The following is a 25,792-nucleotide window of genomic DNA, read 5'->3' on the forward strand; positions in this document are numbered from 1 at the left end:
GCGTCTTCAGCGCCACCCGCCGCAAAGCGCGTGGTTACCGCTCCTCCACCTACCTCATCACCATGCTCTACTTCCTCGCAGGCAAACTCCGCCTGCCCCAGCACTGAACCCATTCCACTGAAAACAGCGAAGAACCGAAAATATTATAGTTCACTCGCTTGTCATATAGGCATTTATGCCCAGTTCGGGGATAGCCAAGATGGGTGTTTGGGGTGGGTGAAAGTCATTTCGGAGCAGCCAGTTGCCAAAAGGGATCAGGGAGAAATGTTAAATTTCAGGCGTGAACTCTGAGGCGGCCGGGCTTATCCTAGCCCAACTTTATCCCTAAAATGAAACGATTGGCAGGTATTCTGGGCGGCTTGATGGTAGCTTTCACCATGCAAGCGGATGTCACGATGGAAAAGGTGAATTTCGGCGGGTGGCCGAATTGCATCCGTTTGAGCAACAAGAACATCGAGATGGTGGCTACGACGGATGTGGGGCCGCGTATCCTGCGCCTAGCGGTGCCGGGTGGAGACAATGTCTTCAAGATCTGGCCAGACCAGGCTGGGGCTAAAGGCGGGGACCAATGGCGAATCTATGGAGGTCATCGGTTCTGGCATGCACCGGAGGATAAGGTGCGTTCTTACCAGCCGGATAATGAACCGGTGGAGGTGTCATGGCAGAACGGAGTGCTCAAGCTGACCCAGAAGCCAGAGCCTAAGACGGGATTGCAGAAGGAGATTGAGATCACGATGCATCCGAGCGAGGCACGGGTGGAGGTGAAGCATCGCTTGAAGAACAATAACTTGTGGGCGGTGGAAGCGGCACCTTGGGCGCTCTCGGTGATGCAAGGTCCAGGAAAAGCGATCATCCCGCAAGAGCCGCCATCGAAGGATCTGTTGCCGGCGCGGCCGATGGCGTTGTGGGGTTACACGGATATGCGTGATCCACGATGGACGTGGGGCTCGAAGTTCATCCAGCTTCAGTGCGATCCAGAGAACAAGAAGGCGCAGAAGATCGGCATCCGCAATTCACCGGGTTGGGCGGCATATCAGGCGAAGGATGTGCTGTTCTTCAAACGTCTGCCGTTTGATGCGAATGCGACGTATCCGGATTTCGGTTGCAATACGGAGTTGTATACGAATGGGGATATGCTGGAGGTGGAGAGTGTGGGGGCATTGACGAAGATGGCTCCAAACGCGGCGGTGGAACATGTGGAGACGTGGTTCCTGCTGAAGTATCAGGCGGGCAAGGATGAGAATGAGATGGCGGACAAGTTGAATCTATTGGTGAGAGGGTTGAAATAATTCAAGGCATGAACCTGCTGCGGACATCCGCCCTGTGTCTTGCGCTTCTGTTAACAGGAGCTTCTGCTGGGCCGTTGATGGCTGCAGAGACGGTTGCGATCGATCGATTGCCAAAGGGGTGTGTGCAGCCGCAATCGGTGGTGGATGATGCAGGCACGGTGCATGTGGTTTATCTGAAGGGCGAGGGGCAAGGGCAGGATATCGAATACATGTATCGCAAAGCGGGTGAAGCGAAGTTCTCTCCAGCGGTGCAGGTGAACAGCATCGCGGCCAGTGCGGTGGCGACGGGGACGATCCGGGGAGCGCAGGTGGCGGTGAGCAAGGATGGGACGGTGCATGTGCTGTGGAACGGTACGATGGCATCCGCGCAAGTGCCGGGAGGGGGTTCGCCGCTTTTCTATACGAGGCTGAGTGCGGGCAAGTTCGAGCAGCAGCGCAATTTGATGACGAAGACGTTCATGCTGGATGGCGGCGGATCGATCGCAGCGGGGCCAGGCGGTGCGGTCTATGTGGCATGGCATGCCAGCAAATCTTCGCAGCCGGGCAAGGAGACAGATCGTGGTGTCTACTTGGCGACATCCTTGGATAACGGAAAGACGTTTAGTGCGGAACGTGAAGTCAATCCGCCGAAGAGCGGGGCGTGTGCGTGTTGTGGATTGCGCATCCAAGTGGATGAAAAGGGTGAGGTGAACCTGCTGTTCCGCGCGGCATTTACGGCGTTGGACCGGGATATTCTGTGGTTGCGTTCGGCGGATCAGGGGAAAACCTTTCAAGTGGTGAACCGGGATGCGTGGAAGATCGGCCAATGCCCGATGAGTTCGGCGTGGTTGCGGGATGGCTGGGCGGCTTGGGAGGCAGACGGGAAGGTGAAGTTCAGCCGGATGGACGGTGGCCTGACTTATTCGCCAGCCGGGGACGTGAAACGAAAGCACCCGGTGGCGGTCCAATCTAAAGATGGCAAGGCTTTGCTGATCTGGACCGAGGGCACGGGTTGGAAGAAGGGCGGTTCGGTGGTCTGGCTGGAATTGGGGGCGGATGGGAAGCCGTTGGGACCGGTCCAGAGACGGGATGACCTGCCGGTTTGGGGCTTGGCGACGGCTTGGGCTGGGGCCAAGGGTGGTTGGGGCATGCTATATTGAAGCGACTGGTGACTAAAACCTTGGGCGAAAGTGAGTAATATGCAGAGGCAGGCGTTGACAGGGCAAAGGGCTTCTGATTATTTCTACCGCTCGTAATCCGTTACACATCACATGGCCATTAAAATTTTGTTGATTTTGGCACTGCTCACCGGCGGTGGATCCATTGCTGTCAGCCACTTCATGGTGAAGCCGCGCATCGAGAAGGCGGAGAAGGAGGCCAAGGACAACAACCAAAAATATATCGCGGAACAAGCCGCGAAGGGACGTGTCCAAACAGAACTGAACGAGACCAAGCAGGTCTTGGACACCACGAAGTCTGAACTGGAGACGACGAAGACGTCGTTGGCTACCAAGACCACCGAAGCTGAAGCGGCGAACGCCAAGGTGACCGAGTTGACGGGCACGGTGAACGCCAAGACCAAAGAGATTGCCGATATCAAAGCTGCCAATGCAGAGTTTGTCGCGTTTGGCAAACCGATGTCTGATATCAAAGCTACGTACGCCAAAGTTCCAGTGCTGACCAAAGAACGCGACGTCTTCACCGCTGAGAACAAAGTTCTCCAAGTGGAAGTGAACCGGTTGAAGAACAAGATGCGCGAGCTGGATAAAAACTCTCTCATCGCTCCAGCAGTCCGTTTGCCGGCTGGCTTGTCCGGTAAAATTACCTCGGTCGATCCACGCTACGAGTTCGCGATCATCAATGTGGGTGGCAAGCAGGGGGCCTTGGTGGATGGTGAGATGGTCATCACCCGTGGTGGTGAGATGGTGGGCAAGGTGCGCATCTCCTCAGTGGAGCCGGACTATTCTGTCGTCAATATCATCCAATCTTGGAAGAAAAAAGATGCAGTTGAAGGCGATACCGTTCTGGTGCAATAGTAGATGTCAGTAACGGATATGAAGAAACTGACTTTGAACAAGATTGTAGCGGGAATGTTGCTGGCCGGAGTCATGATGGTGGCAGCGGGTTGCAATACGCCGGAATCTGATAACCGTTCTGCCCGTCCGTGGAATGCGCCGAAAGGTTGGGAAGGCGGATTGCCTGTAGGGCTGACGGAAGGCCGCTAAACGGCAGTAGATTTACATTAAAAAAGGCCGGATAAATCCGGCCTTTTTTATTTCCAGTGAAAAGCAGAAAACGAGGGGGACATGATGAAATTCATCGAAGCAGTCCAATGGATTGTGGCGATTATTTGTCTCGGCAGTGTCATCGGGCGGGCGGGATGCTGACAAAGAAAGCGGACAGCGATCCCAAGAACCGTTCGGCGCAACCTTGGGGCTCACAGGGCAAATCAGGCACGGCCAGCTTGCCGGGTGGCTTGAACGAGAAACGATAGAAACAAAAAAGCTGCCTGAGTGAGGCAGCTTCTTTTTTTGTAATGTGTGATTAAGGCTTAGCTCTTCCAGTCGAAAGCGCCTTTCTTCAAGGCGTAGATATAGCCGATGAAGAGGATGCCGAGGAAAGAGATCATAGAACCGAAGATGAGGCTCGCGTTCTCCACCAGCATCTGTTTGTAAACCACCGCCCAAGGATAGAGGAACACGACCTCGATATCGAACAGGATGAAGAGCATCGCCACGAGGTAGAACTTCACGGAGAGCCGGTTGCTGCCTTCACCGATGGGCAACATGCCGCACTCATAGGGGATGTCCTTGGTCGGATTGCGCTTGCCGCGCACGCCGAAGAAATAGGAGGTGGCGAGCATGCCGACGGCAAAGCCAACGGCGATCAGGCCCAAAATCAAAACCGGGATATACTGCTCTAACTGCGACTGTTCCATAAACCGGGCGAAAACGTAGGGGCGGGAAGGGGGATTGGCAAGTGAAACCGTTTCTAATTAGAGCGAGGGCTTAAGCGAACGGAATCCGATACGATCACTTTTAGGATGCCATCTTTTTGCATCAAAGTGACTGTCAACCGGCGGACCTTTCCTTCCCGCGGCTGATTGCTTTGGCCTGTTACAGGGACCGGTTGAGGGTCAAGCGCTTGCTCAAAGATGCAATACCCGCTATGGTTATCGACACGGTTAAAGCGGTTTTTCCGGATAGTTAAGTTTTCGCTGAGAGAATCAAATTCCACGCCCTCCCACTCGCGAAGATCATATCCCGCCTTGGAAAGAGTTTGTGCTGTGATGGCGATGGCGCTTCTCTCAGACAAATCCATTTGTTCCGGCGGAACTGGATAACTAAACGTCTGTATTCCGCCAGTTGGCACTTTCGTTACAACAGAAGGCCATGCATCCTCAGCGCGCGTGATGGCGAACGCGAAAAGTATGAGGACGACAGTGGGCAATCCAAGCCACAGAAACAAAGCCACGCTATCAGGTGCGGACCGGGTTTTTCTGCGGTTGGCGATCAATCCTGCCGTATCGGGCAGTTGCAGGTGTATGCGGGCCTGCCGGATTCTGGCTCGTAAACACTGGATGAAATCGCTCTTCGGAGTGACGGGCAATGGCTGAGCTGCCCGAATTTCCCGGACGCGGGAGAGCACGGATGAATAGGGAGAAACCTCAGGCTGTTCCGGACTCTTCATGGCGTGCTTGCAACATTAAGGAACGCCGTTCTTGCCGAAATAGCAAGCCTCTAAAGCGCCTGGGCAGACGCATCAAAAGAAAAACGGAGGAAGCATCAGCGGCTGGGCTGGCTCGAACATTTGAAGGCAATACCCGGCCCGTGGGTCGTGGGCCGATGTGACCATGAACTGTTGATCTGCTGGGCATCGGGCTTTGCTGCCTGCTTTTGCGCGGGGAGACCTTCGGAGACATGGCCGGTTTTGGGCGGCGGATCATCGCCCCGTGTGGTGGTCAACGCGTGGGCGGCGAGCAACGCGCTGGTGTTGGAGCAGGTGGCGGTGCCGGACAAGACCAACAAGATCACGTCCTTGCCAGATCTTTTCCGGGCCTTGGAACTGGCCGGATGCATCGTGATGGTGGATGCGGACGCCGAGTACGTGCTGGCGCTCAAAGCGCAACTAGTTCCAGGGCCATGCGTTACTGGCAGAGCGTGGACATGAATGGTTTGCCAATGGGCGGGGGTGCGGAGTGTGTGGGTGGAGGAAAGTGTGCAGCAGCGGGGGGCGACCAGCCGCCCGCGAGGGAACGCCGTTACTGCTTGAGCAGCCTGCCGGTGGGAGTCCAACCGTTTGCGCTGGCACTGGAGCGTGGAGTGGATGCTTGAACGGGCAATGCGGCGAAGACCGCAGCCTCGCCCGCACCGGCCATGCTGGCGAAAACCTCGCCACCTTGCGGCGGCTGGCCTTAAACCTTCTCAAACGCGGCAACAAAGCAAACCGCTCTAGCCTCTTGCACCTCCTCGCCTTTTGCTGCGTTTGCCTGGATTCATGGGAATCAGGCATTGACACTGGTTTTCATGGTCCCTAATTTCTCTACGTAAATACCGAGCGTAGCCCCGCGTTTTACCACGACGGGGCTTTTTACTGTTCAGACTTATAGAGCACTATGGCCAATACTATTCTCGTGGGCGCCCAGTGGGGCGATGAAGGCAAAGGCAAGATCATCGACGTGTTGACGGAAAATGCGGAAGTGGTGGTCCGCTCCCAAGGCGGCAATAACGCCGGGCATACCGTTTACATTGGTCCCAAGAAATATGTGCTGCACCTGGTGCCTTCCGGCATCTTGCGTGATAAGAAGAAATGCCTCATCGGCAACGGTGTGGTGTTGGACCCGATCGGCCTCGTGACGGAACTGGATGGTCTGGACAAGCTGGGCATCAAGGTGAAGGGCAAGCTCTTCATCAGCGAGACGGCGCATGTGGTGCTGCCGTATCATCGCGAACTCGACGCGCTCCGCGAATCCGGCAAGGGCAAGAAGAAGATCGGCACGACGAAGCGGGGCATCGGCCCGACGTATTGCGACAAGGCGGCGCGCACGGGCATCCGCATGCATGAGTTCGTGGACAAGGAACATTTCGCCGCGAAGCTCAAGGAGCGCATCAAGGAGAACAACGAAGTGCTCAAGGCGCACGGTGTCAAAGCGCTCTCTTACAAGAAGGTGCTGGCGGATTACGAGAAGGCGGCGGATCGTCTGCGGCCTTTCGTGGTGAACACGGTGGTGATGCTCCACGAGGAGATCAGCAAGGGCGCGAATGTGTTGTTCGAGGGGGCACAGGGGACGTTCCTGGACATCGATCACGGCACGTATCCGTATGTGACTTCTTCCAACACGACTTCTGGTGGTGCTTGCACGGGTTCCGGTGTGGGACCGAATCGCATCGATAATGTGGTGGGCGTGTTGAAGGCTTATACGACGCGCGTGGGCGAAGGCCCGATGCCGACGGAGAACCAGGAGATCAGCGATCTTTTGCATGGCATGGGCCGTGAATTCGGGGCGACGACTGGCCGGGCGCGCCGTTGCGGATGGTTCGATGCGGTATTGACGCGTTACGCGACGATCGTGAACGGCATCGATGAACTGGCCGTGACGAACGTGGACGGTCTGGACACGGTAGACGTGATCAAGGTGTGCATCGCGTATCGCGTGGGCAAGAAGCGCTACGATTACGTGCCAAGCGATGTGGAAACACTCGCAAAGGTGGAACCGGTTTACGCAGAATTCCCCGGCTGGAAGACCTCCACGGAGAAGGCGAAGACCTGGAAGGATCTGCCGAAGAACGCGCAGAATTACCTGAAGGCCATCGCCGAACTGACGGGTGCGAAGCTGAAGATCGTGTCCGTGGGACCGGCCCGCGAGCAGACGATGATTCTGTGAGCTGACCTGATCTGGTAGGGGCGAGGCTCTGTCGAGCCCTTGCCGATTGGGAAAACAGTTATCGAACGTCAGGCTCTCCCGAGTTGTCATTACTGGCATTCGGGAGAACTTTAGGTTAGTCAGGGCTCGACGGAGTCTCGCCCTACCATGATTTAGGAATGAGTGCTGCTGCCTTGCAACTGAGCCCAGCCGCGAAAGCGACATTGCCGACGCATGTTGCCATCATCATGGATGGCAACGGGCGCTGGGCGAAAGAGCGCCATCTGCCACGCGTGGAGGGGCATCGTAATGGTGTCGAATCCGTTCGCGCCGTAGTGCGGGCTTGCGGTGAGGTGGGCGTGAAGTATCTGACGCTTTACGCCTTCTCCGTTGAGAACTGGAATCGCCCCAAAGACGAGGTGGATACGCTGATGAAGTATCTCGCCCGTTTCTTGAAGAATGAGATTGGCGAACTGACGCGCAACAATGTGCGGTTGGAAGTCATCGGGCAGATCTATCGCTTGCCGGAGTTTGTCCAAGAGCAGTTGAAGAAAACTCAAGCTGCGCTTGCGAAGAATAACGGGCTGACGCTTGTGCTCGCGTTAAGCTATGGCGGACGCACGGAGATCGTGGAAGCCACCCGCAGTATCGCGGAGCAGGTGAAGCAAGGGCACATCGATGTGGAGCAGGTGAACGAACACCTCATCGCTCAGCATCTCTACACGCGCAACTGGCCCGATCCCGATCTGCTTATCCGTACGAGCGGCGAGATGCGCGTGAGCAACTTCTTGCTGTGGCAGATTTCCTACGCGGAATTTGTGGTGACGAACACGCTGTGGCCTGATTTCCGTAAGGCAGAATTCTTCGATGCACTCGAAGAGTATGCGCGCAGACACCGGCGGTTTGGGAAGGTCTAAGAGGGAACAGGGGGCACCCCTCATCCTCATTCCTTCTCCCCTCCGAAGGGAGAAGGAGGAATAAATCCGTTACTTCTTCAGCTTCTTCTTCGTGGCGGCTTGGAGATCGTCGATCTCGGGCTTGAGCTGCTGCTTCACGTTGCGATCCATGCGGTCGATGAAGAGCACGCCGTTTAAGTGATCGTTCTCATGCTGCACAGCACGGGAGAGCAGGCCGCCGCAACGGAAGGTCTTGGTCTTGCCATCTTCGGTCATGACCGTCACATCTACGGATTCAGGACGCTCGATGTCCGCGTAGATCTCCGGGAAACTTAGGCAGCCTTCGGGGCCTTTCACGGCCGCGTTCACGGGCTTGATCTCGGGATTGATGAGGATGAGCGGCATGAAGGCATCCACATCCGCCGGTTTGCCATCAAGTTCCAAAGTGGAAGGACGGTCCTCAACACCACGCACATCGATGACGGCGAGTTGCAGCGCTTCACCGATTTGCTGCGCGGCAAGTCCGACGCCATGCGCGTCCTTCATCGTCTCGAGCATGTTGTCGATGAGTTGCTTGATCTGCGGGGTGATCTTCTCAATCTTCGCGCCTTTTTGGCGGAGGACCGGATGCCCAAATTTTACGATCTCTAAAACCATTGCTTTACTTACGTTTGTTCAAGATGGCCAATTTTCAATCATACCGGCCAAGTCCAACATGCCGGGTGTGGTTGCCGTCTTAACGTAATAACCGCTGGTGGTGACGCCGGTCAATACACTTGCTGCGTCATCCAGGCCGAGCAGCTTGCCGAGACAGAAGCCTGCATTGAAGTGATCGCCTGCGCCCGTAGTGATCAGTGCCTTCTTGATCCGCGGTCCGGACACCATGGAGACGGTGCCTGCGGTGACGGCTAACGCGTAGGTGACCGGATGAATCACGAGTGTTTCGACGCCCACTTTTTCATCGATGCGTTGCGCGAGAAAGGCGAGTCCTTGTGGCGAACCATCGGGCATGGGTAGACCGAACACTTCACCGACTTCAAGGGCTTCCTTCTCGTTGAGGCCGAGGATGACCTTGAACTTCGTGTTGAACTGATGAACGAGTTCGAGCGCGTGTAGGAGATCTTCGCGCGTGCGCTTGGCGGGGTCGGCGAGGTCAAAAAACATCCAGCGTCGCTCACCGCTCACGTGGGGGACAACCTCCGAGAGCATGCTTTCCCAGATGGCGCTCATGTGGGGGAGCATGGTCCAGTTCACGAAGGCGAGAAAGGTGGATTGATGGATGAAATTCCTGACATTCTCCGCACCGGCACGGGCATTGAGGTTTTCCCAGTTCACTTCGGCAAGCGGATACATCTTGCCGAGCATCAGCTTGCCGTCCTCGAACTCCAAAGCGTCCGTGTGACCGGGCTCACCGATGGAAATGACCTTGGCGCGTTGGGCGAATTCGCTGAAAACGGAATGCAGATTCGGATGGCCCAACGGTCCCACGTAGGTGGTCGTAAGTCCGAAAGAGGCGAGGGCATTCGCCATGATAGGACCGTTGCCGCCGAGCTTGGTGCGACGTGTGACCAGTTCGATATTCGTGCTGCGACCTGCGGCTTCCGTGATACGCTCGCCCAAGCTCGCGATGGTGGGCATGCGCTGGTAGGTGTTCACGTCCTGCCGCTTGTCCACCACATCGATGATTTCATCGACGAAGCCATCGAGACCAACGAAGGCGGTGAGTTGGGGGACACGAGTGGCGGCGGCACGGAGAGCGGTAGCCGCACGAGCGCGCAATTCCGGTGTGTTTTCAGGTGTCATGGTTGGTCCTAGGCAAACGACCACCAATTGGCGACCGTAATGTTAGTCCATCGGAATGCCGGCGACCTGCAGCACACGCTCCAGATCGTCGTCATTGAAAAAGCGAATCTCCACCGAGCCTTTGCCGGCCTTGTATTTCAAGGCCACGCGCGTGCCGAAACGCTCCTGCAACTTGCGCTCGAGATCGGCCACGTGGGCATCCTTCGGTGGGGCTTTCTTGGCACTATGCCGCACGCCTTCTGATGCGCTCGACTTGCCTTGCATGGCAGCGATCATCGTCTCGGTTTCCCGGACACTGAGGCCTTCCTTGATGATGCGTTCCGCGGCGAGCTTCTGTTCGGCTTCGAGAACCAAACCGAGAATGACTTTCGCGTGGCCCACGGAAATCTGGCCGTGACGCAAGTAAGCTTGAGTCTCGGAGCTGAGGCGCAAGAGACGCAATGCATTTGCCACGGCGGCACGGCTCTTGCCGACTTTTGTGGAAACTTGTTCCTGTGTGAGACCGAACTGGCCGAGGAGTTGGTTGTAACCCAGCGCTTCTTCGATCGGATTCAGGTTTTCGCGCTGAAGATTCTCGATGAGCGCGAGCTCGATCAATTGTTCATCCGTGGCTTCGCGAACGATGACGGGCACTTCGCTCAAGCCAACGACTTGCGCCGCGCGCCAACGACGTTCACCGGCGATGAGTTCGAAACCATCTGCTCTCTTGCGGACGAGCAGTGGCTGGACGATGCCTTGTTCCTTGATCGAAGCCGCGAGGTCTTGGATGGCTTCCGGTGCAAAATCTTTACGTGGCTGAAACGCGCACGGATGCACCTCGCTCAGCGGCACTTTACGGACAACTTCACCCGCCACGACGGGCGCAGGAGCAGGTGTAGGAGCCGGAGTGGCTACAGGCACTGCAGGTGGCGCAGCAAAAGGGGAAGGGGTTGCTGGAGCAGGAGTGGCAGGAGCGGGTTTCGCCGCACCGGCACCACCTAACAACGCACCTAAGCCTCGTCCTAATACTGGTTTCACCATGGGATGAGAGTGGGCGACGAGGCGGGGGTTGTCAATTTTTCGGGTGGAGGAATTATGCCCAGCCTGTCACGGCGTTTTCTGCTCCAACCACCGTTTCCGCCACTCCGTGCGGGGCATTTTCCCACGGACATTGGGCGTCAATTCTTCAGTGAACATCCATTCGCGAGGCAATTGCCACGCAGCCAGCCGGATGAGCAAATGTTGGCGCAACGTCTCCACACTGGCTTCGCCATTCAGGCGCACCATGGCAATGATGTTCTCACCACGGGAAACATCTTCACTGGGGACACCGAACACCACGCAGCAGTTCACCGCCGGATGATTTGCCAATGCTTGCTCGATAGCTTCCGGCGAGATTTTGCGCCCGGCCACATTGATGACATCACTGGCGCGCCCCAAGAGATGTACTTCGCCATTGCGTATCTCCACGAGATCGCTAGTGGCGAAGCGGCCTTCGCTCAAACGAGCGGATTCTTCCGGGAAATAACCAAGCCCGACCGCCTCTCCACGCACTTCTAGACTTTCGCTGTTCACGGACAACTGGACGTTATCCATCGCCGAACCAGCCACAGAGGCATTAATGCGCGGTGTTGAATTGCGATCGTAAGCGATCCCACCGCATTCGCTGGAGCCGTAGAAGTTATGAATCTTCACGCCATTTTGGGCAAAGACATCCGTTTCCAAGGCGATGGGCAGGGGCGCACCAGCAGAGATGGCTAAGCGCACGTTTGTGGGGATACTGTTCGCCTCATGCCATGTGCGCCACAGAGCGGGCACGGCGGCGATGGTCAGATGTTCTGCCTTACGCGCAGCAGCCAAGACCATGGCGGGCAAAGGAGCATCTACAAGGAGCAGGGGAATACCGTGTAAGAGCAGGGGTAAAATGAGATTCGAGAACCCGTAAGAATGTGCAAGTGAGATGACTCCGAGATTCGGCCACTCGGGTTTCAATCCCATCGTAGAGACGATATTCCTCGCATCTGCCGCCAACTGTGCGCCCGTGAACGCAATGAGCCGTGGCTGCCCAGTGCTGCCAGAGGTCAGTTTCAGGTGCATGCAACTTGCTGGCAGATCGGGAATGGTGGGCGAGGGCTGGGTTTCTTCCAATGGGCAGCAAATCTTTCCATCCCGCCATGCGCGCAAGACATCCAGAATGAATGTGTGAGCGCGGCCAGAAGGGAAGCACACGGCATCTTGACTGGTGGGAAGCTCCTTAACCGCCGCAGCCAATTCGGTAAAGGTCCATGAGCGTCCGGACCAAGACTCGCTCAAGGCCAGCTTGTGGGCGTGTGTCTGCGCTACTTCTTGCCACCGTTCATACAGCATTGCGGTCATGCTGAAGCAGCATTACTTTCCACGGCAAGCATGATGTTCAGATTATTGTTCAGTTTGCTGGTAGTGGGATTGCTCTCCGGTTGCGCCAGTCGTCAGCCCGTGGTCCTTAATGGACGCAAATTTGATTTTGCCCGCGACACCTTTTCTTATCCGAACGAACTTGTATGGGTCTATTACCGCGATAAGGACTCGGGCGAATTCCTGCACTCGAAGCAAGACCCGGTGCCGGAATACACGCATCACTGCTTTGTTGTGGCCCGCGCTGCCAAACAATTTTTTGTGCATGCGGAATTCAAGCCGCAGTATTTGAAGGTATCGGATGAAGAGTATCGCACGCTGGTCCAGCGCATCCGCAACAGTGATCCACGCAAGGGCCCAGGGCTGGAGCGCGTATTGATTCCCGGCTATGCCGATCTGAAATCTTTCAGCCGCGATCATGAGGCGATGTTAAAAGCAGAATGCGGTCCTGCCTGGCTTAGCTATACTCAACGTGGTCACTGGCGGATGATCATGCCGCTCAATGGCTCACAGCGCGAAAAGAACGCGCAGAAGCTCACGGAAAGCGTTCGCATGAATGGCATCGCTGTAGCGCATGTGGTCACATTCCCGAAGTTGAAGATCAATCATGCGGTGGTGATTTACGATTATGTGAAGACAGCGGAAGGCATGGATTTCACCGCCTACGATTCCAACAATCCGAAAGCTCCTGTGGTGATCCGCTACAACTCAACGACCAAGCAGTTTAATTTTCCCGAGACGAATTATTACGAAGGGGGAGAACTGGACGTTTACGAAGTGTTCCACCGTTGGAACTACTGAGGCGGCTCTTTATCTTTCCGCTGCTTCCGCCATTTGTTGAAGCGCCAAAAGATCACGCCGAAAAAGATGGCACCGCAACCATTCACGCCCGCTGTGTAACCCAACTTGTAGGTGCGCCCGGTATTGATGGGCGCGTAGATGGTTACATCATGACCGAGTAAAAGATGAGGCATGGCTCCCGGCATCATGGCTCCGTGCAAAACCCCTTTCAGAAAACCGGCAGGTTTTTCGCTCGTGGCGCTTTCCGAGGATGTATCCAGCACCAGTGTGAACGTTGTTGCCACGATGGCCACGATGACCACGCGCTTAACAACGCGCAGCCATAATGGATCGGCGGGTTTCACTGGTTCGGTGTTCGTATTCAAATGCGTACGGAGGTTGAAGAGAGGATAATCGCCTCGGCAAGCGCAAAATCAACTGGCACGAACTGCCCAGCGCAGTTTCGCGGACTTTGAGCGCGAGTTTTCATATTGCTCTTCTTTGGATGGGCGCAGCACATCTTGAGCGATCTCTGAATACAAACCGCTTAGCAATCCGGCCTCAAACGTCTTCTTCACGCGGCGATCTTCACCCGAATGAAAGGTTAGAATTGCGACCCGACCACCCGGATTCAGGCAATTAGGCAAGTTACGAAGCAGTGTATCCAGCGCAGAAAACTCATCATTCACTGCGATTCGCAACGCCTGAAAAGTTCGTCGGATGCTCAAATCATGTTCGCTTTGGGGAATACGAATCATCGCGGCGCGGATGGCTTTGGCGAGAGACTGAGTCGTAACAAATTTCTTTCCTGCCAAAGCCTGAGACAGCGTATCTGCGTAAGGCTCATCCGAATTTTCTTCCAAAACCCCTTTTAGCTTCTCCACCGAAATCTTTTCCAGATACGAAGCTGCCGACTGGCCACGTAATGGATTCATCCGCATATCCAGCGGGCCATCATTTTTCACGGAAAATCCACGCGTAGGGTCATCGAGTTGCATGGAGGAAACGCCCAAGTCGGCCAGAATGACATCGACGCCCGTGAGGTTTTGTGACGCCAGCACTTGAGGCAAACCAGCATAGTTGCTGCGATGTGCCGTGAACGTTTCTGGCCCAAAGCCTAAAGCCCTCAAGCGTTCTTCCGTCTTGGGCAACTCAATGGGGTCTGCGTCTAGCCCAAGTAAATGGCCACCAGGTTGGATACGTGCTAATATCTCTCTTGTATGACCGCCATAGCCAAGCGTGCAATCCACCGCGACGTTTCCCGGCTTTGGCGCGAGCACTTCGAGTATCTCATTCACCATGATGGGGCGGTGCATGCCTGCCGGAGTTTTGCCCGAAGCCATCACCTTCGCGATGGTCTCGCCATACTTCTCCGGATTGTGCTCCTTATACTTGTCTTCAAACCGACGCGGATTCTTGCCGGAATAACGCACGCGCCGCTTATGCACTTTCGGCGTCTCATCTGGCGCAGGAGTGGGAGAGGGCGGGGGAACGTCGCTCACAGTTCGTTGTATTTCTTGTTGGAACCGCGCGCTTTCTCCAAAGGATAACGCTGTTCATTGCGGGCGATCTTGGCACGCATTGCTTGGGCGAGATCCACACCAATATCATCGGCCATCTCGAAGAGAAGAATGGCGACATCAGCCATCTCCTGGGAAATCTCGTCCTTGCGCTCCACTGCGCGTCGCTCGGATTGCTCGGGAGATTGCCACACGAAGTGCTGCAGCAATTCACCGGCTTCAGCCGTGATGGCTACCGCCAAATCTTTCGGGGAGTGGAATTGCTTCCAATCGCGTGCATCGCGGAAGGCCCGTATCTCCGCCGTGATCTCCTGAATGGAATCGGACATAACGCCCGCGACTCTGAAGCAAAGTCGTAAACGGAGCGAGCCTCATTTGCGGGAATGACCAATGACGAAATCCGAATGACGAAGGAAGGTGCGCAAAGTGTCATTGAGGCTTGGTCATTAGTTATTCCTTGGTTATTCGTCATTTAAGTTTGGCGCATTCCTTATGTCTAAAGCACGTCACATGATGATCATTCACCATGCCGGTTGCTTGCATATACGCGTAGCAGATGGTGGAGCCGACGAATTTGAATCCTCGCTTCAGCAAGTCCTTGCTCATGGCATCGGACTCATTCGTGCGGGCAGGGACACCTGTAGTACTGCTCCAATGATTGACAATCGGTTTGCCGCCCACGAACTGCCAGATGTATTTATCGAATGAACAGAACTCCTCCTTTGCCTTGAGATAGGCTTGGGCGTTCTTGATAGCTGCAGCCACTTTCAAGCGATTGCGGACGATGCCCGGATTCCCTAGCAGCTCGATCACTTTCTTTTCATCATACTTTGCGATCTTCTTGGCATCGAACTGGTCGAATGCCTTCCGGTAATTCTCTCGCTTGTTCAGGATGGTGATCCAGCTCAGTCCAGCTTGGGCACCTTCCAAGATGAGCATTTCGAGGAGTCGCTGATCGTCATGCAGCGGCACGCCCCATTCAGTGTCATGATAGGCGAGGTAAAGATCGGTTGTGGGCCATGGGCAGCGTGGCTGATTCATAATTAGAGCAAGAATGCCATAACCAGATGACAGCCATATGTCAGTAGCAGATTTTGGTGAGTTGTACCGATTTTGCCAGCAACCTTTAGGCAGGGTGGTTGAAATTGACCTTAATACATATGGCTATAGAAAATCTGTTAGTTCTTGAAAATGTGCAATTTGCGCGATTTGAAGGTTTCGAAAATGTAACTAAACAATCATTGATAAGTGCTTCAAAATATGAGAACAAAATAGGGCCGGTCGGCCTTGGCTGGCATAATCCAAGCTAAACATCAATTTGTCGTGCAATCAGAGACCTTTTTGGAGATTTGGAAGCAGACGCATAAGGAAACTTCCGCCAGTTTCGAGGAAGATGTCTTTTGGAAGACGCTCTATCCGCATGCCCAATTTTTTGCCCGCATCGTATGGCGAGTGTGGCGGGGATTTTTCAGCAAGGATTTGGAATTCATCCGGCGTCTGGGAGCTGTGACCTCGGCCCAAGAAGCTCATCTGGAGGTGGACAATGAGCGGTATCAAAGGCCGGAGTATGGTTTGCTGCGTCGCCATTTCAAACTGCGAGTTTCGGGTAAACGTGCCATTCATCTGGTGAAGCGCGCGATGCGTGAGCGTGAAGCGGCTTTACAGCTTGACGCAAGCGCGACAAATCCCGTCAATTCGCAGGCATGCTTTCCCAGTGCTTCTTAAAGTCGGCGACCCTCCTCGTCGCCTTGTCCGGCAGTGTTTTACTTTCCCACGCTGAAGACTGGCCGCAGTGGCGCGGCCCTCAGGCCAATGGCTATCTTCCGGCCAAGAATTGGGCTCCTGAAAAACTTCCCGCCACACCCAAGACTTTGTGGAAAGCGGCGTTGGGCGATGGCGTGGGTTCTCCGGTAGTTGCTGATGGCCGTGTCTTCATCCTCGAGCAACCGGGCGACATGGAAGTCCTGCGGGCCTTCGATGCTGCTACCGGCAAAGACCTGTGGAAGCATGACGTGGACAAGGCTTATTCCGATACTCAAGGCAAAGGCTCACGTAGCACACCCAGTGTTTCCGGCAAGCGCATCTATGTGACGTCCTGCCGTGGAGAGTTCAAATGTCTCGACGTGGAGACGGGCAAACTTCTTTGGCGAAAGAACTTCGTCACAGACTACGGCGCTCTGTTCTACGGCGAGACTAAAGACCTGCTCGCCAATGGCGCGAGCCGTCATGGAAATAACGGTTCTCCCATTCTTTTGGGCAATAACATCATCATCCAAGCGGGAGGAACGAACGGAGCGAGTGTCGTTTCGTTGACACAGAAGGATGGCAAGGAGAACTGGCGGTCGCAGAATGATCAGGCGGGTTATGCCGGTGCTTTGGTCACCAAAATCGCAGGAGTAAATCATGCCATCTTTTTCACGGCACATGGTGTCATCGGTCTGAATCCAGACAATGGCAAGCTGCTCTGGCGTTTTCCGATCGATACGAAGTTCGCCCGTCACGTCACTGCGCCGATCGTGGTGGATGACATCGTGATGGTCTCCTCTCACATGCATGGTGTGTATGGCATCCGCATCGGCAAAGAGGGCAAGGGCTTGAAAGCGGAACAGGCCTGGCTGAACAAGAATGCGGCCATCAATTTCGCGTGCCCGGTAGTAGTGGGTGAACACATCTATGGTGTCGGGCCCACGAAGAATATCATCTGCGTGAACGCTAAAACCGGCGAGATTGCCTGGTCTAAGGATGGACTGATCAACAGCGCAGCGGGCAAGGCTTATGCAGGCATGATCGTGGCGGGTAAGAATATCATCATGCTTACGGATACGGGCGCGTTGATCCAATTCATCGCCGATCCCAAAGAGTATCGCGAGATTTCCCGCACTCAGGTGTGCGGCGTGAACTGGACCAATCCCGCGATGGCGGATGGTGTCGTTTACGTGCGCGACAACAAGTTCATCAGCGCCATCTCATTGAAGGAATAGCCGCGCGTGGACCTGCCCACTATCGCGGATGTTCAAGCCGCGGCGGAGCGCATCCGTCCTTGGCTGCGTCACACGCCAGTTCTGACATCTTCATCGCTTGATGCGATGACGGGTTCATCCTTATTCTTCAAATGCGAGAATCTGCAAAAGGCTGGGGCTTTCAAAGCTCGTGGAGCGACTAACGCGATCTTTCAACTCATCGATGAGCAGGCGGCCAAAGGTGTCGCGACGCATTCATCCGGCAATCACGGAGCCGCCCTCGCGATGGCTGCGTCTTGGCGCAAGATTCCAGCGTATGTGGTGATGCCAGAGAATTCTTCCGCTGTGAAGATCCGTGCCGTGGAAGGTTACGGCGGGAAGGTCATTTTCTGTGCGCCCAATCTGTCGGCTCGGGAAGAGACAGTGGCCCGCGTGTTGAAGGAGACTGGAGCGGTTTATATTCCGCCTTTTGATCATCCGCACATCGTGGCTGGGCAGGGAACGGCTGCACTGGAATTGCTGGAGCAGGCGAAGAATTTGGACGTCGTGCTGGCTCCTGTCGGTGGTGGTGGATTGTTAAGCGGCACCGCTCTTGCCGTGAAGTCATTGCAACCCAAGATCGAAGTGTGGGGCGCAGAGCCTGCAAACTCGAATGACGCGTTTCTCTCGTTTCAATCCGGTCGCATCGTATCAGTGCAGCAGGCACAAACGATCGCCGATGGATTGCGCACGTCGCTCGGCGAAATCCCGTTCGCGCTGATATGTCATCACGTTTCCAAGGTTCTGACCGTGAGTGAAGAAGGGATTGTTACGGCGATGCGCTTGATGTGGGAGCGAATGAAGGTCGTGGTAGAGCCTTCAGGAGCAGTGCCGCTGGCGGTGGTGCTGGCGCATCCGGAAGAGTTTAAGGGCAAGCGCGTGGGTGTGATCGTTTCGGGAGGGAATGTGGACTTGGACAAGCTGCCTTGGGTGAAGCAGTGATTCTAAGCTATGAGAATTAAGCCGAGCTGGAGCTAGGCGCTCCACTACTTCCAGTGTCGATCGCGTAGGGGAGGGAAGTCGCGTCGCCAGTTTTGCACGAGGTCCAGATCAATCTCAGTCGTCACCACACGTTCTTCGCCGCCGGCATCGGAGATAATGATGCCGTGCGGGTCAACTACGAGGCTGCGACCGGAGTAGAAGAAATTCGGATCGGTGCCGCAACGGTTCACGCCTACGACATACGCGAGATTTTCAATGGCGCGCGCCTGCAAGAGCGTGGTCCAGTGGCGATCACGCTTCACCGGCCAGTTCGCGATGACCACGAAGAGGTTCACGCCTTTATCCAAGGCACTTCGGAAGATCTCTGGGAAACGCAGGTCGTAGCACACGAAGGGTGCGACGGTGAATCCGTTCAACTCAAACGTCACAATCTCCGTGCCGGGTTGATGGACATCCAATTCACCGCCCATGCTGAAGGGGTGAATCTTGCGATAGCGGGCGACGAGTTTGCCATCCGTCCCGAACGTCACCGACTCATTGCATCCCTTCTGTGGATTAATGCGTGAGACGATACCTGCCGTGATGGTGCATTTCGTCTCCTGCGCGAGCTGAGAGAGGAAGGCTTCATCCTCCCGTTCACCGCTTTGAGCTGTGACGGGAAGGTTGCAGCTAAAGCCGGTGGAGAACGTTTCCGGCAGGACGATGAGCGAACCAGCGACTGGCTGGGCATCCAAGACCAGCTTGCGAGCGCGCTCGTAGGTGGCTGGCTTATTTTCCCAGACCGTGTTGAGTTGGACGGAGTAAACCTTCATCGGCCACTCACTTCTTCAGCTCGTAGTCAGAAGGCTTGGTGCCTTTCTTGCCGCCTTTGAAGCCATACATGGTGGGCTTGAACTCGCTTACGTAAGTCACATCGGCCTTGGCAGGAATCTGTTTCTCCATACCGAGAGACCAGAAAACACCGTTCACAAGCAGGCGTCGCAGGCCTTCGTTTTGCAGATCGGTCGCAGCACCCATGGTGGTGGTGAGAATCTTGTTCGTCTTGCCTGCTTCGTTCTTGTATTCGCGCGTCCAGACAACCGGCTGCAGCGGATTGTTCTTTTCAAATTTATCCGTGGGCTTCTGTTTGCCTTCCACGGGAGCATCGGTCGGATTCATGCCTGCGAGCACCTGGCCAAGGACGAGAACTTTGGCGTCTTCCGGCGGGGTGGCGGTGTAAACATCCGAATCACCGAAGATGTCGGCCACACCTTTCAAGATGGGGTGGTCCTTGGCAGAGTCTACGATGATGCCGCGGGTGGCTTCCTTCTTATGTGCGCCATGGTGGGCGACCCAAGTTTCACCGAGCACTTGCTTGCCGAAGCCGCCTTTCCAGGTGGAATTGTTCCAGCCGTAGTGCTTGTAGATGCTGGTGCTGTCCTTGCCGTAATTGAAGGCATGAGTGCTCGTGCGGAGGGCGATGATCGGTTTGCCGCTCAGGTAGTAATCGACGAAATACTTCATCTTATCATCCGGCAATTCGCGGAAACGAAAGAGCATCACGACGAGATCGGCGCTCTTCAGGTTTTCCATGCCTGGGACATTTTTCTGGGCATCGGGATCAATGTCACCGGCCGCATTAAGCGAAAACAGCACCGTGCATTTAAAGCCATGATGCACAGAGAGAATCTGCGCGAGCATGGGCAGACCTTCCTCCGAGCGGTATTCCTCATCGCCGGAAAGGAAAACGATGTGCTTGCCCTTGCCGGGGCCTTTGCCGCCTTCGTAAGTGACCCATTCAGCGGCATTAGCGGCAGTGACGGCCATGCCCATGACAAGGGCCAGCCAAAGATTGCGGAGGCATTTCATAGTGATTCGGGGCTTTCGTGTGCCCAGATGATTAAACCTTTGGACTGCGGTAGACAATAGAAGATTCATTTTTGCGGCGGCTTTGGCTTGAGTGAAGGCGGTGAATATTCTAGGGATGAAGCATGCTGTTCGCTCAACGTGCCACTGAACCCGAGAAGTTCGATCTTCCCGGGCGCACGTTGGACGTCGTACGTGAAGGCTATGAACAGCTTGCACGCGTGAACCGTCTCTTTCGTTTTGCTGAGCCTTTCCAGCGTCTTATCCCCGCTACAGTAGATGAAGAGAATTGCCGCAATCTTAGCGTACTAGATTTAGGAGCCGGGGATTGCTCACTAGGTGACACCTTGGAAGCGTGGGCCAAAACGAAGGATTGGCAATGGGATGTGACCCATCTGGAGCTTAGCCCGCTGGCGCTTAGTCTCAGCGAAAGCCCTCGACGGGTCGTGGGTTCCGCCTTGGCGCTGCCTTTCAAGGATAACAGTTTCGATGTCGTGATCGCGGCACAGATGACGCATCACCTCGATGTGCCGCAGGGAGTCGTGGATCATTTCCGGGAGGCGTATCGGGTCGCACGGAAGATGGTGGTGATCTATGACCTGCATCGCACGGTGCCGATGTATCTGCTGGTGTGGGGCACGTTGATCTGCCTTCGTGCGCCAAAGGATTTTCGTGATGACGGATTACTCTCCGTGAAGAAGGGGTGGCGTCCGCCAGAATGGCTGGAGATGGCCAAGCAAGCGGGTATCAATGAAGCGAGTGTGCGCGTGGACCGAGTCGCGCGAGTGGTCCTACAAGCGGTCAAGCCTGCGACGGCTTGAGCGCATCGGCGTCAGCCGCTAGAGGAGCGGAGGTGGCGCGTTTCATTGCGAAGAGCCAGCGATACCAGCGCAAGCTGTCCCGGATCGGATGAATCTTGCTCTGCTCATCCTTGTAAATCGTGGCGATGGGCACGAAGTCAATGCGGCGTTGGACCAAGGCCATCTGCGCGAGCATTTCTGATTCGATCTCGAAGCCGGTGGTGTTCAGGTCTACGCCTTTCAGGGCATCCAGACGGATGAGGCGGAAGCCGCATTGGGTATCGGGAAAGGACTGATCCACCAAGGTGGAGATGCAATAGCTCAGGTAGCGATTCGTCCAGCGGCGGATGAATGGCATGTTTTCACACTGATCCATGCGATTGCCGATGACGAGGTCCACAGGGGATGATTCCGCACGGGCGAAGAAACTGGGGATATCTTCCGGGCTATGCTGGCCATCACCATCCATGACCAAGGTCCAAGCGTAACCTTGACGACGAACGTGTTCCAATGCCTGACGCACGGCGGTGCCTTTGCCTTGATTGACCGAGGAGGAGAGGACTTGGGCACCATGACGACCAGCGGCGAGGGCAGTGCCATCCGTGGAGCCGTCATCTACGATCAGGATATTTGGGAGAAACCGGCGCAGCTTGGGCAGTAATGCGTTCAGGCCGTGCTCCTCATTGAAGCACGGTATGATGACGATGCATTGTTGCGCCCAGTTCATGTGGCCCGAAGGCTATCGTAGTGCAGGACGCATGAACAAGCAAAGGATAGCGGGGAGAGGAATATCCACTATTCGGAGCAGGGCCGAATGGATGTTCGATGAAATTAAACCTTTGCCGCTGGCATAGTTATGGCTTAATTGGGAAGCAGATGGATTCATTATTCCTACCAACAGCCGGGATGTTGACCGCTCGCGGAGCCGAGCAGGAACAGTGGATGAAACGGGCCACGGAGGCGCGTGATGAACGGTTTGGTCGTCGAGCCTTTGTCCGCGCGGTAGTGGAGGTTTCCAATTTCTGCCGGGAGAACTGCGAGTATTGCGGCATGCGTCGCGATAACAAATCGCTGCATCGTTTTCGCGGCCAAGCAGAGCAATTGGCGGAGATGGTGATCGAGCATCGTCCTCCCAGTGTCACTGATCTGAACATCCAGACGGGTGAAGATCCGGTTGCTGTGCGGGAAGTCGTTTTGCCGTTACTCAAGATTCTTCAACGGGAGACGAATCTTGGTTTGAGCGTGTGCTTGGGGACGCTGAATCAGGAGCTTTACACCGCCTTGCAGGATGCGGGAGCGAGCATCTACATCATCAAGTTCGAGATTGCAAATCGCACGAATTACGCGCTGCGTCATGCACCTGGCACGTTTGATGAACGCATAGAGAACATCCGCCATTTGGCGGAACGCGGCTGGAACGTGAGTTCGGGGTTTATTTCCGGTCTGCCCGGGCAAAATATCGATGATGTGTTGGAGAATTTGGCCCTAGCGACGTCACTTCCCTTGGCCGGTTGCAGCGTCAGCCCGTTCATTCCAGGTGAATCTACTCCGTTGGCTAAAGAGACGACGGCAGATGTGGAACTGGTCCTGAACAGCATGGCCGCGATGCGCTTGATGCGTCCAGATTGGGTTATCCCTGTGGTTAGCGCGATGAATTTGGCAGACCCGGTGGAGGGGTATCGCCGCGGCTGGCGGACGGGAGCGAATCTCGCTACGATCAATATGACGCCGAGCGAAGTGCGCCAGGACTACGTGCTCTACAAGCGCGACCGTTTCATCATGACGGAAGGGCGCATCTTGAAAGCGTTGGAGCAGGAGAATCTGCAGCCTTCGGAGACTGGTTTGGCGGAGCATTATCGCCAGCAACGGCAATTAGCAACGGCTTAAGCGGAGCGTGGCCGTCCTCGGCCACAGCAAGGTGAAATGCTACTGGTGATTCCCGAAAAAGTTAGGGATAATAGAAAAGAATTCTGTTCGGGTGTTTCCAATAAGACGTAAGCCAACTGTGCTTATGGCCATTGCTGTGCCCGAGGACGGGCACGCTCCTACAGCACCGTCGTTTGAGCAACGACTTCTTTCGGAGTTGAAGCGGGCGTAACTTCGGTCTTCTCCTTCATCTGACCATCCGACTTTGGTTTGGCGAACCACGTGCGCCAGCCTTCAGTGATCTCCAGCCAGCCCCAATAGAGCGCGGCTTTCACGATGAACTTCAGCGTGCCGAGTTCAAATGTGTAGCCAGGGAACATGTAACGACGGCTATCATTCATCTGACCAGCCACACCGCGTTCAAACCGTGACTGCGCCATGGCGGCGAAGCGGCGGTTGTACGTCCGCATGAAATGATAAAACGGCGTGGAGGGCGGTGTGGAATAGTAGGGCTCCAGCAAAGCGATATCTCCGCGCCTGAACGGCTGGGAGGCAACGCCGTGATAGTAAAGACCGAGATCGAGCAAGAAGGCGGTGCGCATCAGATCGAACTCGCCCATGTAATGATACTTGTCGCGATAGATCGCATCGAACCAGCGATGGTAGCTGCGGTTGAAATCCTTGTTCATCCGCTCGACCATTGGCGTAACGGCTTCGCCCATGTTCGCTTTTAACACCATGTTCGTTGCGGCGGAAACGCTGAAGGAAAGCCAGTCGAGGCCAGGGCTGTAAAAAGGATCAAGGAAACCCGCGGCATCACTGACGAGCGCAAAACCATCGCCTGCGAACGTGGTGCTGTAGTAAGCGAGATTACGGCGCGTGTGGATGTCTCCTTCCGTCGGTTCGGCATCGCGCATCAATTCCGCAGCAACCGGATGCTCCATCAAAAACTTCTTCAAGCGTTCATGGGGGCGACCGCCTTCGGGAATCTCTAACGTGCGTTGATCGAACACGGCACCGATGCTGACATCGCCGCCCTTCAGCGGAATCCACCACGCCCACCAACCACGGCCCATCAGGTGATTCGTGGCCGCACCACGTTGACCATGGCAGCTCATGGACCATTTCGGGAAACGGCGGCGCAGTTCCACGCTTTCCCAATCCTTAACATTCGTCCAGCGGGACCAGATGGTGGCTGTGGGATGTGCTTCATTGCGCCGCCACCAGCCTTCCTGACGGGCGAGGAAAGCGGCGACACCGGAGGCGTCAATGACCCAGCGGGCGGAGAAAGTCTTTTGGACACCATCCACCTTGGCGATGACCTGTTGCTGGCCACCAGCTTTCAGTTTGATCTCATGCACCGTGGCGGGACGGATCAGTTCCGCACCGGCAGCGACAGCGCGATTGAGGACTTCCTGATCGAGGGTCGCGCGGTCCACCAAATAGGCCGGGACGCGAGACCAATACTTACCACCGATCTCGGCGCAGTCCGCGATGGTCTTGGTCTTTTCGTTCGCGAACCAGAAACGCAACCCGTGTTTGCACAGGTGCGATTCATTCAGATACTTCGTGAGGCCAAGAACCTTCGTGAGGAAGTAAGTGCTGATCTCAATGGTCGCTTCACCCACACGACGTTGCAATTCCTCGCGACGGTCCAGTACCAGCACGCGAAGTTTGGGATTCTCCTGCTTAAGAATGAAGGCGGAAGCAGCGCCGGCAAGGGCGCCACCAACGACGATCACATCGTATTCCTGAGCGGCAGGAGAGGGTGTGTTCACGGGAAATTAATCGACGCGTTTCGGGGTGATGTCAATTTTGCTGACCTTGCCATTTTCGCAATCCAGCCAGATTTCACCGACTTTGACGTCTTTGCTGCTCTTGAGCTTGGCGGCCCAGAGGGAGATTTTCCAGACGGGCTCACCGATGGCGCCGCGTTCCAGCTTCATTTCAGAAGCAGTGATCTTCAGGTTTTCCAAGATCGGTTCCTTGAGGGCGACCTTCAAAGCCTTGTCGGAATCCGTCTTGAGCTTCTTTTCGTCGAGGATGTTGTTCTTGTCTGAAATGGGTTCCAGCAGACGCATGGGGCGTTTCACATCCATCATCTTGCCCGCGCCGAACTTCACTTCCACCGTCTTCATAGTGGCGGTCTCATCGCGATAGACCACATACCAGACATTGGGCGTGGTGCTGCCTACGGACTTGTCCGAACGGATCTGGACGACCTTGTCCTTGGCTTGTTCACCGACATATTTATTGCCGTCTTTGGCCAGATCAAAGGCCGTCTTGTCATCGGCAGTGGCAGTGAAAGTATTTCCAAGTAGAAAGGTGGTCGCCAAAGCAACCCCGAAGGAGCGGAACAGAGCGGTCATACGCATGGGACGAAACTAGCGTGACTTGTGGGCACTAACAACCTTGAAAAACGGCCAGAGGCGAATGGGCCTACATGTAGGTTTGCAGCTTTGGCCAGAGCAAAAACTTCACGGCCCAGACAATAACACCGACGAGGATGGCGATGACGATCCATTTGATGACGGTGAGGGCGGGATTCGTGGTGGCTGGAGGGGTAGAGGTTGTTTCTGTCTCTTCTTCACCGCTTGAAATTGTACCTGGGTAACCAGCCTTCTTCTCCGCCTGCATGATCTGCTCTACACGCCACTGGATGTAGGTGGCCTTGGTCTTGTTCTCGTCTCCTTGGCAACGCGCCAATGCCTTGGTCCAAAGACCGTCATTGATGCGGCCTTCACGCAATTCATCGGCTACGGCTTGATAATATTTCTCGTCGTCCATGGAGTGATGGCTCCTGCTATACGTGACCAGATGGAGACTGAAAAGCAATT

30 protein-coding genes and 1 pseudogene are annotated in these 25,792 nt (G+C 55.4%); 14 read left to right on the forward strand and 17 right to left on the reverse strand.

Annotated features, from left to right (window positions below):
• Window positions 1-329 precede the first annotated feature (329 nt).
• The 4 genes from VGH19_00020 (at window position 330) to VGH19_00035 (ending at window position 3,493) form a co-directional block, all read left to right on the forward strand.
• Window positions 330-1,289: a hypothetical protein gene (locus VGH19_00020; protein ID HEY1169726.1), complete on the forward strand. Its 960-nt coding sequence runs from the start codon at window positions 330-332 to the stop codon at window positions 1,287-1,289.
• Between the two features lie 77 nt (window positions 1,290-1,366).
• Window positions 1,367-2,428, forward strand: coding sequence for a sialidase family protein (locus VGH19_00025; protein ID HEY1169727.1), 1,062 nt, complete (start codon window positions 1,367-1,369; stop codon window positions 2,426-2,428).
• Window positions 2,429-2,539: 111 nt separating this feature from the next.
• A complete protein-coding gene (locus VGH19_00030; GenBank protein HEY1169728.1) occupies window positions 2,540-3,304 on the forward strand; it encodes a hypothetical protein in 765 nt (254 codons plus the stop codon).
• Window positions 3,305-3,322: 18 nt separating this feature from the next.
• A complete protein-coding gene (locus VGH19_00035; protein ID HEY1169729.1) occupies window positions 3,323-3,493 on the forward strand; it encodes a hypothetical protein in 171 nt (56 codons plus the stop codon).
• 326 nt (window positions 3,494-3,819) lie between these two features.
• On the opposite strand, the gene ndhC is transcribed toward VGH19_00035, so the two are convergent.
• The 3 genes from ndhC to VGH19_00050 all read right to left on the reverse strand — a co-directional run bounded on the left by ndhC (window position 3,820) and on the right by VGH19_00050 (window position 5,389).
• Window positions 3,820-4,206, reverse strand: coding sequence for an NADH-quinone oxidoreductase subunit A (ndhC, locus tag VGH19_00040; protein ID HEY1169730.1), 387 nt, complete (start codon window positions 4,204-4,206; stop codon window positions 3,820-3,822).
• Between the two features lie 53 nt (window positions 4,207-4,259).
• Window positions 4,260-4,958, reverse strand: coding sequence for a hypothetical protein (locus VGH19_00045; protein ID HEY1169731.1), 699 nt, complete (start codon window positions 4,956-4,958; stop codon window positions 4,260-4,262).
• A gap of 95 nt (window positions 4,959-5,053) precedes the next feature.
• Complete coding sequence (locus tag VGH19_00050; protein ID HEY1169732.1) at window positions 5,054-5,389, reverse strand: hypothetical protein; 336 nt, start codon at window positions 5,387-5,389, stop codon at window positions 5,054-5,056.
• A 21-nt stretch (window positions 5,390-5,410) separates the two neighbouring features.
• On the opposite strand from VGH19_00050, the gene VGH19_00055 reads away from it, so the two are divergent.
• The 4 genes and pseudogenes from VGH19_00055 to VGH19_00070 all read left to right on the forward strand — a co-directional run bounded on the left by VGH19_00055 (window position 5,411) and on the right by VGH19_00070 (window position 8,048).
• A complete protein-coding gene (locus VGH19_00055) occupies window positions 5,411-5,602 on the forward strand; it encodes a hypothetical protein (GenBank protein HEY1169733.1) in 192 nt (63 codons plus the stop codon).
• A pseudogene (locus VGH19_00060) lies at window positions 5,568-5,697 on the forward strand (ISAs1 family transposase). Before VGH19_00055 ends, VGH19_00060 begins: the two are co-directional and overlap by 35 nt.
• Window positions 5,698-5,883: 186 nt before the next feature.
• Complete coding sequence (locus VGH19_00065) at window positions 5,884-7,152, forward strand: adenylosuccinate synthase (GenBank protein HEY1169734.1); 1,269 nt, start codon at window positions 5,884-5,886, stop codon at window positions 7,150-7,152.
• A 158-nt stretch (window positions 7,153-7,310) separates the two neighbouring features.
• Window positions 7,311-8,048, forward strand: coding sequence for an isoprenyl transferase (locus VGH19_00070; GenBank protein HEY1169735.1), 738 nt, complete (start codon window positions 7,311-7,313; stop codon window positions 8,046-8,048).
• Window positions 8,049-8,117: 69 nt separating this feature from the next.
• On the opposite strand, the gene def is transcribed toward VGH19_00070, so the two are convergent.
• The 4 genes from def to VGH19_00090 all read right to left on the reverse strand — a co-directional run bounded on the left by def (window position 8,118) and on the right by VGH19_00090 (window position 12,185).
• Entirely contained in the window at window positions 8,118-8,684 is a 567-nt protein-coding gene (def, locus tag VGH19_00075) for a peptide deformylase (GenBank protein HEY1169736.1), read from the reverse strand.
• Window positions 8,685-8,702: 18 nt separating this feature from the next.
• Window positions 8,703-9,830: a hypothetical protein gene (locus tag VGH19_00080; protein ID HEY1169737.1), complete on the reverse strand. Its 1,128-nt coding sequence runs from the start codon at window positions 9,828-9,830 to the stop codon at window positions 8,703-8,705.
• Window positions 9,831-9,872: 42 nt separating this feature from the next.
• Complete coding sequence (locus tag VGH19_00085) at window positions 9,873-10,850, reverse strand: ParB/RepB/Spo0J family partition protein (GenBank protein ID HEY1169738.1); 978 nt, start codon at window positions 10,848-10,850, stop codon at window positions 9,873-9,875.
• 66 nt (window positions 10,851-10,916) lie between these two features.
• Window positions 10,917-12,185 carry a class I adenylate-forming enzyme family protein gene (locus VGH19_00090; protein HEY1169739.1) on the reverse strand — a complete coding sequence of 423 codons (1,269 nt, stop codon included), beginning with the start codon at window positions 12,183-12,185 and terminating at the stop codon, window positions 10,917-10,919.
• A gap of 30 nt (window positions 12,186-12,215) precedes the next feature.
• Here VGH19_00090 and VGH19_00095 point away from each other — a divergent pair, with 30 nt between their 5' ends.
• Window positions 12,216-13,004, forward strand: coding sequence for a hypothetical protein (locus VGH19_00095; protein HEY1169740.1), 789 nt, complete (start codon window positions 12,216-12,218; stop codon window positions 13,002-13,004).
• Here VGH19_00095 and VGH19_00100 read toward each other — a convergent pair.
• The 4 genes from VGH19_00100 to VGH19_00115 all read right to left on the reverse strand — a co-directional run bounded on the left by VGH19_00100 (window position 12,998) and on the right by VGH19_00115 (window position 15,544).
• Entirely contained in the window at window positions 12,998-13,369 is a 372-nt protein-coding gene (locus tag VGH19_00100; protein HEY1169741.1) for a hypothetical protein, read from the reverse strand. The two genes, VGH19_00095 and VGH19_00100, sit on opposite strands and share 7 nt — an antisense overlap.
• A gap of 48 nt (window positions 13,370-13,417) precedes the next feature.
• Complete coding sequence (gene rsmH, locus VGH19_00105) at window positions 13,418-14,485, reverse strand: 16S rRNA (cytosine(1402)-N(4))-methyltransferase RsmH (protein HEY1169742.1); 1,068 nt, start codon at window positions 14,483-14,485, stop codon at window positions 13,418-13,420.
• Window positions 14,482-14,832, reverse strand: coding sequence for a nucleotide pyrophosphohydrolase (locus VGH19_00110; protein ID HEY1169743.1), 351 nt, complete (start codon window positions 14,830-14,832; stop codon window positions 14,482-14,484). Before VGH19_00110 ends, rsmH begins: the two co-directional genes overlap by 4 nt.
• A 139-nt stretch (window positions 14,833-14,971) precedes the next feature.
• On the reverse strand, window positions 14,972-15,544 hold the full coding sequence (locus tag VGH19_00115) for a DNA-3-methyladenine glycosylase I (GenBank protein HEY1169744.1): 573 nt from the start codon (window positions 15,542-15,544) through the stop codon (window positions 14,972-14,974).
• Window positions 15,545-15,826: 282 nt separating this feature from the next.
• Here VGH19_00115 and VGH19_00120 point away from each other — a divergent pair, with 282 nt between their 5' ends.
• From VGH19_00120 to VGH19_00130, 3 genes are read left to right on the forward strand one after another with little or no spacing between them, the layout of a single operon-like run.
• Window positions 15,827-16,228, forward strand: a complete 402-nt coding sequence (locus tag VGH19_00120; protein HEY1169745.1) for a hypothetical protein — start codon at window positions 15,827-15,829, stop codon at window positions 16,226-16,228.
• Window positions 16,207-17,484 (forward strand): PQQ-binding-like beta-propeller repeat protein, encoded by a 1,278-nt coding sequence (locus VGH19_00125; protein HEY1169746.1) that lies wholly within the window; start codon window positions 16,207-16,209, stop codon window positions 17,482-17,484. Before VGH19_00120 ends, VGH19_00125 begins: the two co-directional genes overlap by 22 nt.
• Window positions 17,485-17,490: 6 nt before the next feature.
• On the forward strand, window positions 17,491-18,444 hold the full coding sequence (locus tag VGH19_00130; protein ID HEY1169747.1) for a pyridoxal-phosphate dependent enzyme: 954 nt from the start codon (window positions 17,491-17,493) through the stop codon (window positions 18,442-18,444).
• A 44-nt stretch (window positions 18,445-18,488) separates the two neighbouring features.
• Here the strand turns inward: VGH19_00130 and VGH19_00135 are convergent, their stop codons facing one another.
• Together VGH19_00135 and VGH19_00140 are read right to left on the reverse strand one after the other, a co-directional pair.
• Window positions 18,489-19,256 carry a carbon-nitrogen family hydrolase gene (locus VGH19_00135; protein HEY1169748.1) on the reverse strand — a complete coding sequence of 256 codons (768 nt, stop codon included), beginning with the start codon at window positions 19,254-19,256 and terminating at the stop codon, window positions 18,489-18,491.
• Window positions 19,257-19,263: 7 nt separating this feature from the next.
• Window positions 19,264-20,292 carry a ThuA domain-containing protein gene (locus VGH19_00140; protein ID HEY1169749.1) on the reverse strand — a complete coding sequence of 343 codons (1,029 nt, stop codon included), beginning with the start codon at window positions 20,290-20,292 and terminating at the stop codon, window positions 19,264-19,266.
• Window positions 20,293-20,414: 122 nt separating this feature from the next.
• Between VGH19_00140 and VGH19_00145 the strand changes: the two genes are divergently transcribed.
• Window positions 20,415-21,110 (forward strand): methyltransferase domain-containing protein, encoded by a 696-nt coding sequence (locus tag VGH19_00145; protein HEY1169750.1) that lies wholly within the window; start codon window positions 20,415-20,417, stop codon window positions 21,108-21,110.
• On the opposite strand, the gene VGH19_00150 is transcribed toward VGH19_00145, so the two are convergent.
• A complete protein-coding gene (locus VGH19_00150) occupies window positions 21,091-21,816 on the reverse strand; it encodes a glycosyltransferase family 2 protein (GenBank protein HEY1169751.1) in 726 nt (241 codons plus the stop codon). The two genes, VGH19_00145 and VGH19_00150, sit on opposite strands and share 20 nt — an antisense overlap.
• A gap of 179 nt (window positions 21,817-21,995) precedes the next feature.
• On the opposite strand from VGH19_00150, the gene VGH19_00155 reads away from it, so the two are divergent.
• Entirely contained in the window at window positions 21,996-22,976 is a 981-nt protein-coding gene (locus VGH19_00155) for a radical SAM protein (GenBank protein ID HEY1169752.1), read from the forward strand.
• 158 nt (window positions 22,977-23,134) lie between these two features.
• Here the strand turns inward: VGH19_00155 and VGH19_00160 are convergent, their stop codons facing one another.
• The 3 genes from VGH19_00160 to VGH19_00170 all read right to left on the reverse strand — a co-directional run bounded on the left by VGH19_00160 (window position 23,135) and on the right by VGH19_00170 (window position 25,742).
• Window positions 23,135-24,733 carry an NAD(P)/FAD-dependent oxidoreductase gene (locus VGH19_00160; GenBank protein HEY1169753.1) on the reverse strand — a complete coding sequence of 533 codons (1,599 nt, stop codon included), beginning with the start codon at window positions 24,731-24,733 and terminating at the stop codon, window positions 23,135-23,137.
• A gap of 6 nt (window positions 24,734-24,739) precedes the next feature.
• On the reverse strand, window positions 24,740-25,330 hold the full coding sequence (locus VGH19_00165; protein ID HEY1169754.1) for a hypothetical protein: 591 nt from the start codon (window positions 25,328-25,330) through the stop codon (window positions 24,740-24,742).
• Between the two features lie 64 nt (window positions 25,331-25,394).
• Window positions 25,395-25,742 (reverse strand): hypothetical protein, encoded by a 348-nt coding sequence (locus VGH19_00170; protein HEY1169755.1) that lies wholly within the window; start codon window positions 25,740-25,742, stop codon window positions 25,395-25,397.
• Between the last annotated feature and the right edge of the window lie 50 nt (window positions 25,743-25,792).

The organism is Verrucomicrobiia bacterium, from assembly GCA_036405135.1.
Classification (GTDB): domain Bacteria; phylum Verrucomicrobiota; class Verrucomicrobiia; order Limisphaerales; family JAEYXS01; genus JAEYXS01.

Bases quoted from the DNA above. Each gene is read 5' to 3' on its own strand.
- VGH19_00125 (HEY1169746.1), top strand. From the start codon at position 16,207: ATGCTTTCCCAGTGCTTCTTAAAGTCGGCGACCCTCCTCGTCGCCTTG.
- def (HEY1169736.1), bottom strand. From the start codon at position 8,684: ATGGTTTTAGAGATCGTAAAATTTGGGCATCCGGTCCTCCGCCAAAAA.
- VGH19_00030 (HEY1169728.1), top strand. From the start codon at position 2,540: ATGGCCATTAAAATTTTGTTGATTTTGGCACTGCTCACCGGCGGTGGA.
- VGH19_00080 (HEY1169737.1), bottom strand. From the start codon at position 9,830: ATGACACCTGAAAACACACCGGAATTGCGCGCTCGTGCGGCTACCGCT.
- VGH19_00110 (HEY1169743.1), bottom strand. From the start codon at position 14,832: ATGTCCGATTCCATTCAGGAGATCACGGCGGAGATACGGGCCTTCCGC.
- VGH19_00155 (HEY1169752.1), top strand. From the start codon at position 21,996: ATGTTGACCGCTCGCGGAGCCGAGCAGGAACAGTGGATGAAACGGGCC.
- VGH19_00020 (HEY1169726.1), top strand. From the start codon at position 330: ATGAAACGATTGGCAGGTATTCTGGGCGGCTTGATGGTAGCTTTCACC.
- VGH19_00025 (HEY1169727.1), top strand. From the start codon at position 1,367: ATGGCTGCAGAGACGGTTGCGATCGATCGATTGCCAAAGGGGTGTGTG.
- VGH19_00165 (HEY1169754.1), bottom strand. From the start codon at position 25,330: ATGCGTATGACCGCTCTGTTCCGCTCCTTCGGGGTTGCTTTGGCGACC.
- VGH19_00145 (HEY1169750.1), top strand. From the start codon at position 20,415: ATGCTGTTCGCTCAACGTGCCACTGAACCCGAGAAGTTCGATCTTCCC.
- VGH19_00070 (HEY1169735.1), top strand. From the start codon at position 7,311: ATGAGTGCTGCTGCCTTGCAACTGAGCCCAGCCGCGAAAGCGACATTG.
- VGH19_00065 (HEY1169734.1), top strand. From the start codon at position 5,884: ATGGCCAATACTATTCTCGTGGGCGCCCAGTGGGGCGATGAAGGCAAA.
- VGH19_00150 (HEY1169751.1), bottom strand. From the start codon at position 21,816: ATGAACTGGGCGCAACAATGCATCGTCATCATACCGTGCTTCAATGAG.
- VGH19_00140 (HEY1169749.1), bottom strand. From the start codon at position 20,292: ATGAAATGCCTCCGCAATCTTTGGCTGGCCCTTGTCATGGGCATGGCC.
- VGH19_00095 (HEY1169740.1), top strand. From the start codon at position 12,216: ATGATGTTCAGATTATTGTTCAGTTTGCTGGTAGTGGGATTGCTCTCC.
- VGH19_00035 (HEY1169729.1), top strand. From the start codon at position 3,323: ATGAAGAAACTGACTTTGAACAAGATTGTAGCGGGAATGTTGCTGGCC.
- VGH19_00045 (HEY1169731.1), bottom strand. From the start codon at position 4,958: ATGAAGAGTCCGGAACAGCCTGAGGTTTCTCCCTATTCATCCGTGCTC.
- ndhC (HEY1169730.1), bottom strand. From the start codon at position 4,206: ATGGAACAGTCGCAGTTAGAGCAGTATATCCCGGTTTTGATTTTGGGC.
- VGH19_00055 (HEY1169733.1), top strand. From the start codon at position 5,411: ATGCGTTACTGGCAGAGCGTGGACATGAATGGTTTGCCAATGGGCGGG.
- VGH19_00085 (HEY1169738.1), bottom strand. From the start codon at position 10,850: ATGGTGAAACCAGTATTAGGACGAGGCTTAGGTGCGTTGTTAGGTGGT.
- VGH19_00115 (HEY1169744.1), bottom strand. From the start codon at position 15,544: ATGAATCAGCCACGCTGCCCATGGCCCACAACCGATCTTTACCTCGCC.
- VGH19_00135 (HEY1169748.1), bottom strand. From the start codon at position 19,256: ATGAAGGTTTACTCCGTCCAACTCAACACGGTCTGGGAAAATAAGCCA.
- VGH19_00090 (HEY1169739.1), bottom strand. From the start codon at position 12,185: ATGACCGCAATGCTGTATGAACGGTGGCAAGAAGTAGCGCAGACACAC.
- VGH19_00170 (HEY1169755.1), bottom strand. From the start codon at position 25,742: ATGGACGACGAGAAATATTATCAAGCCGTAGCCGATGAATTGCGTGAA.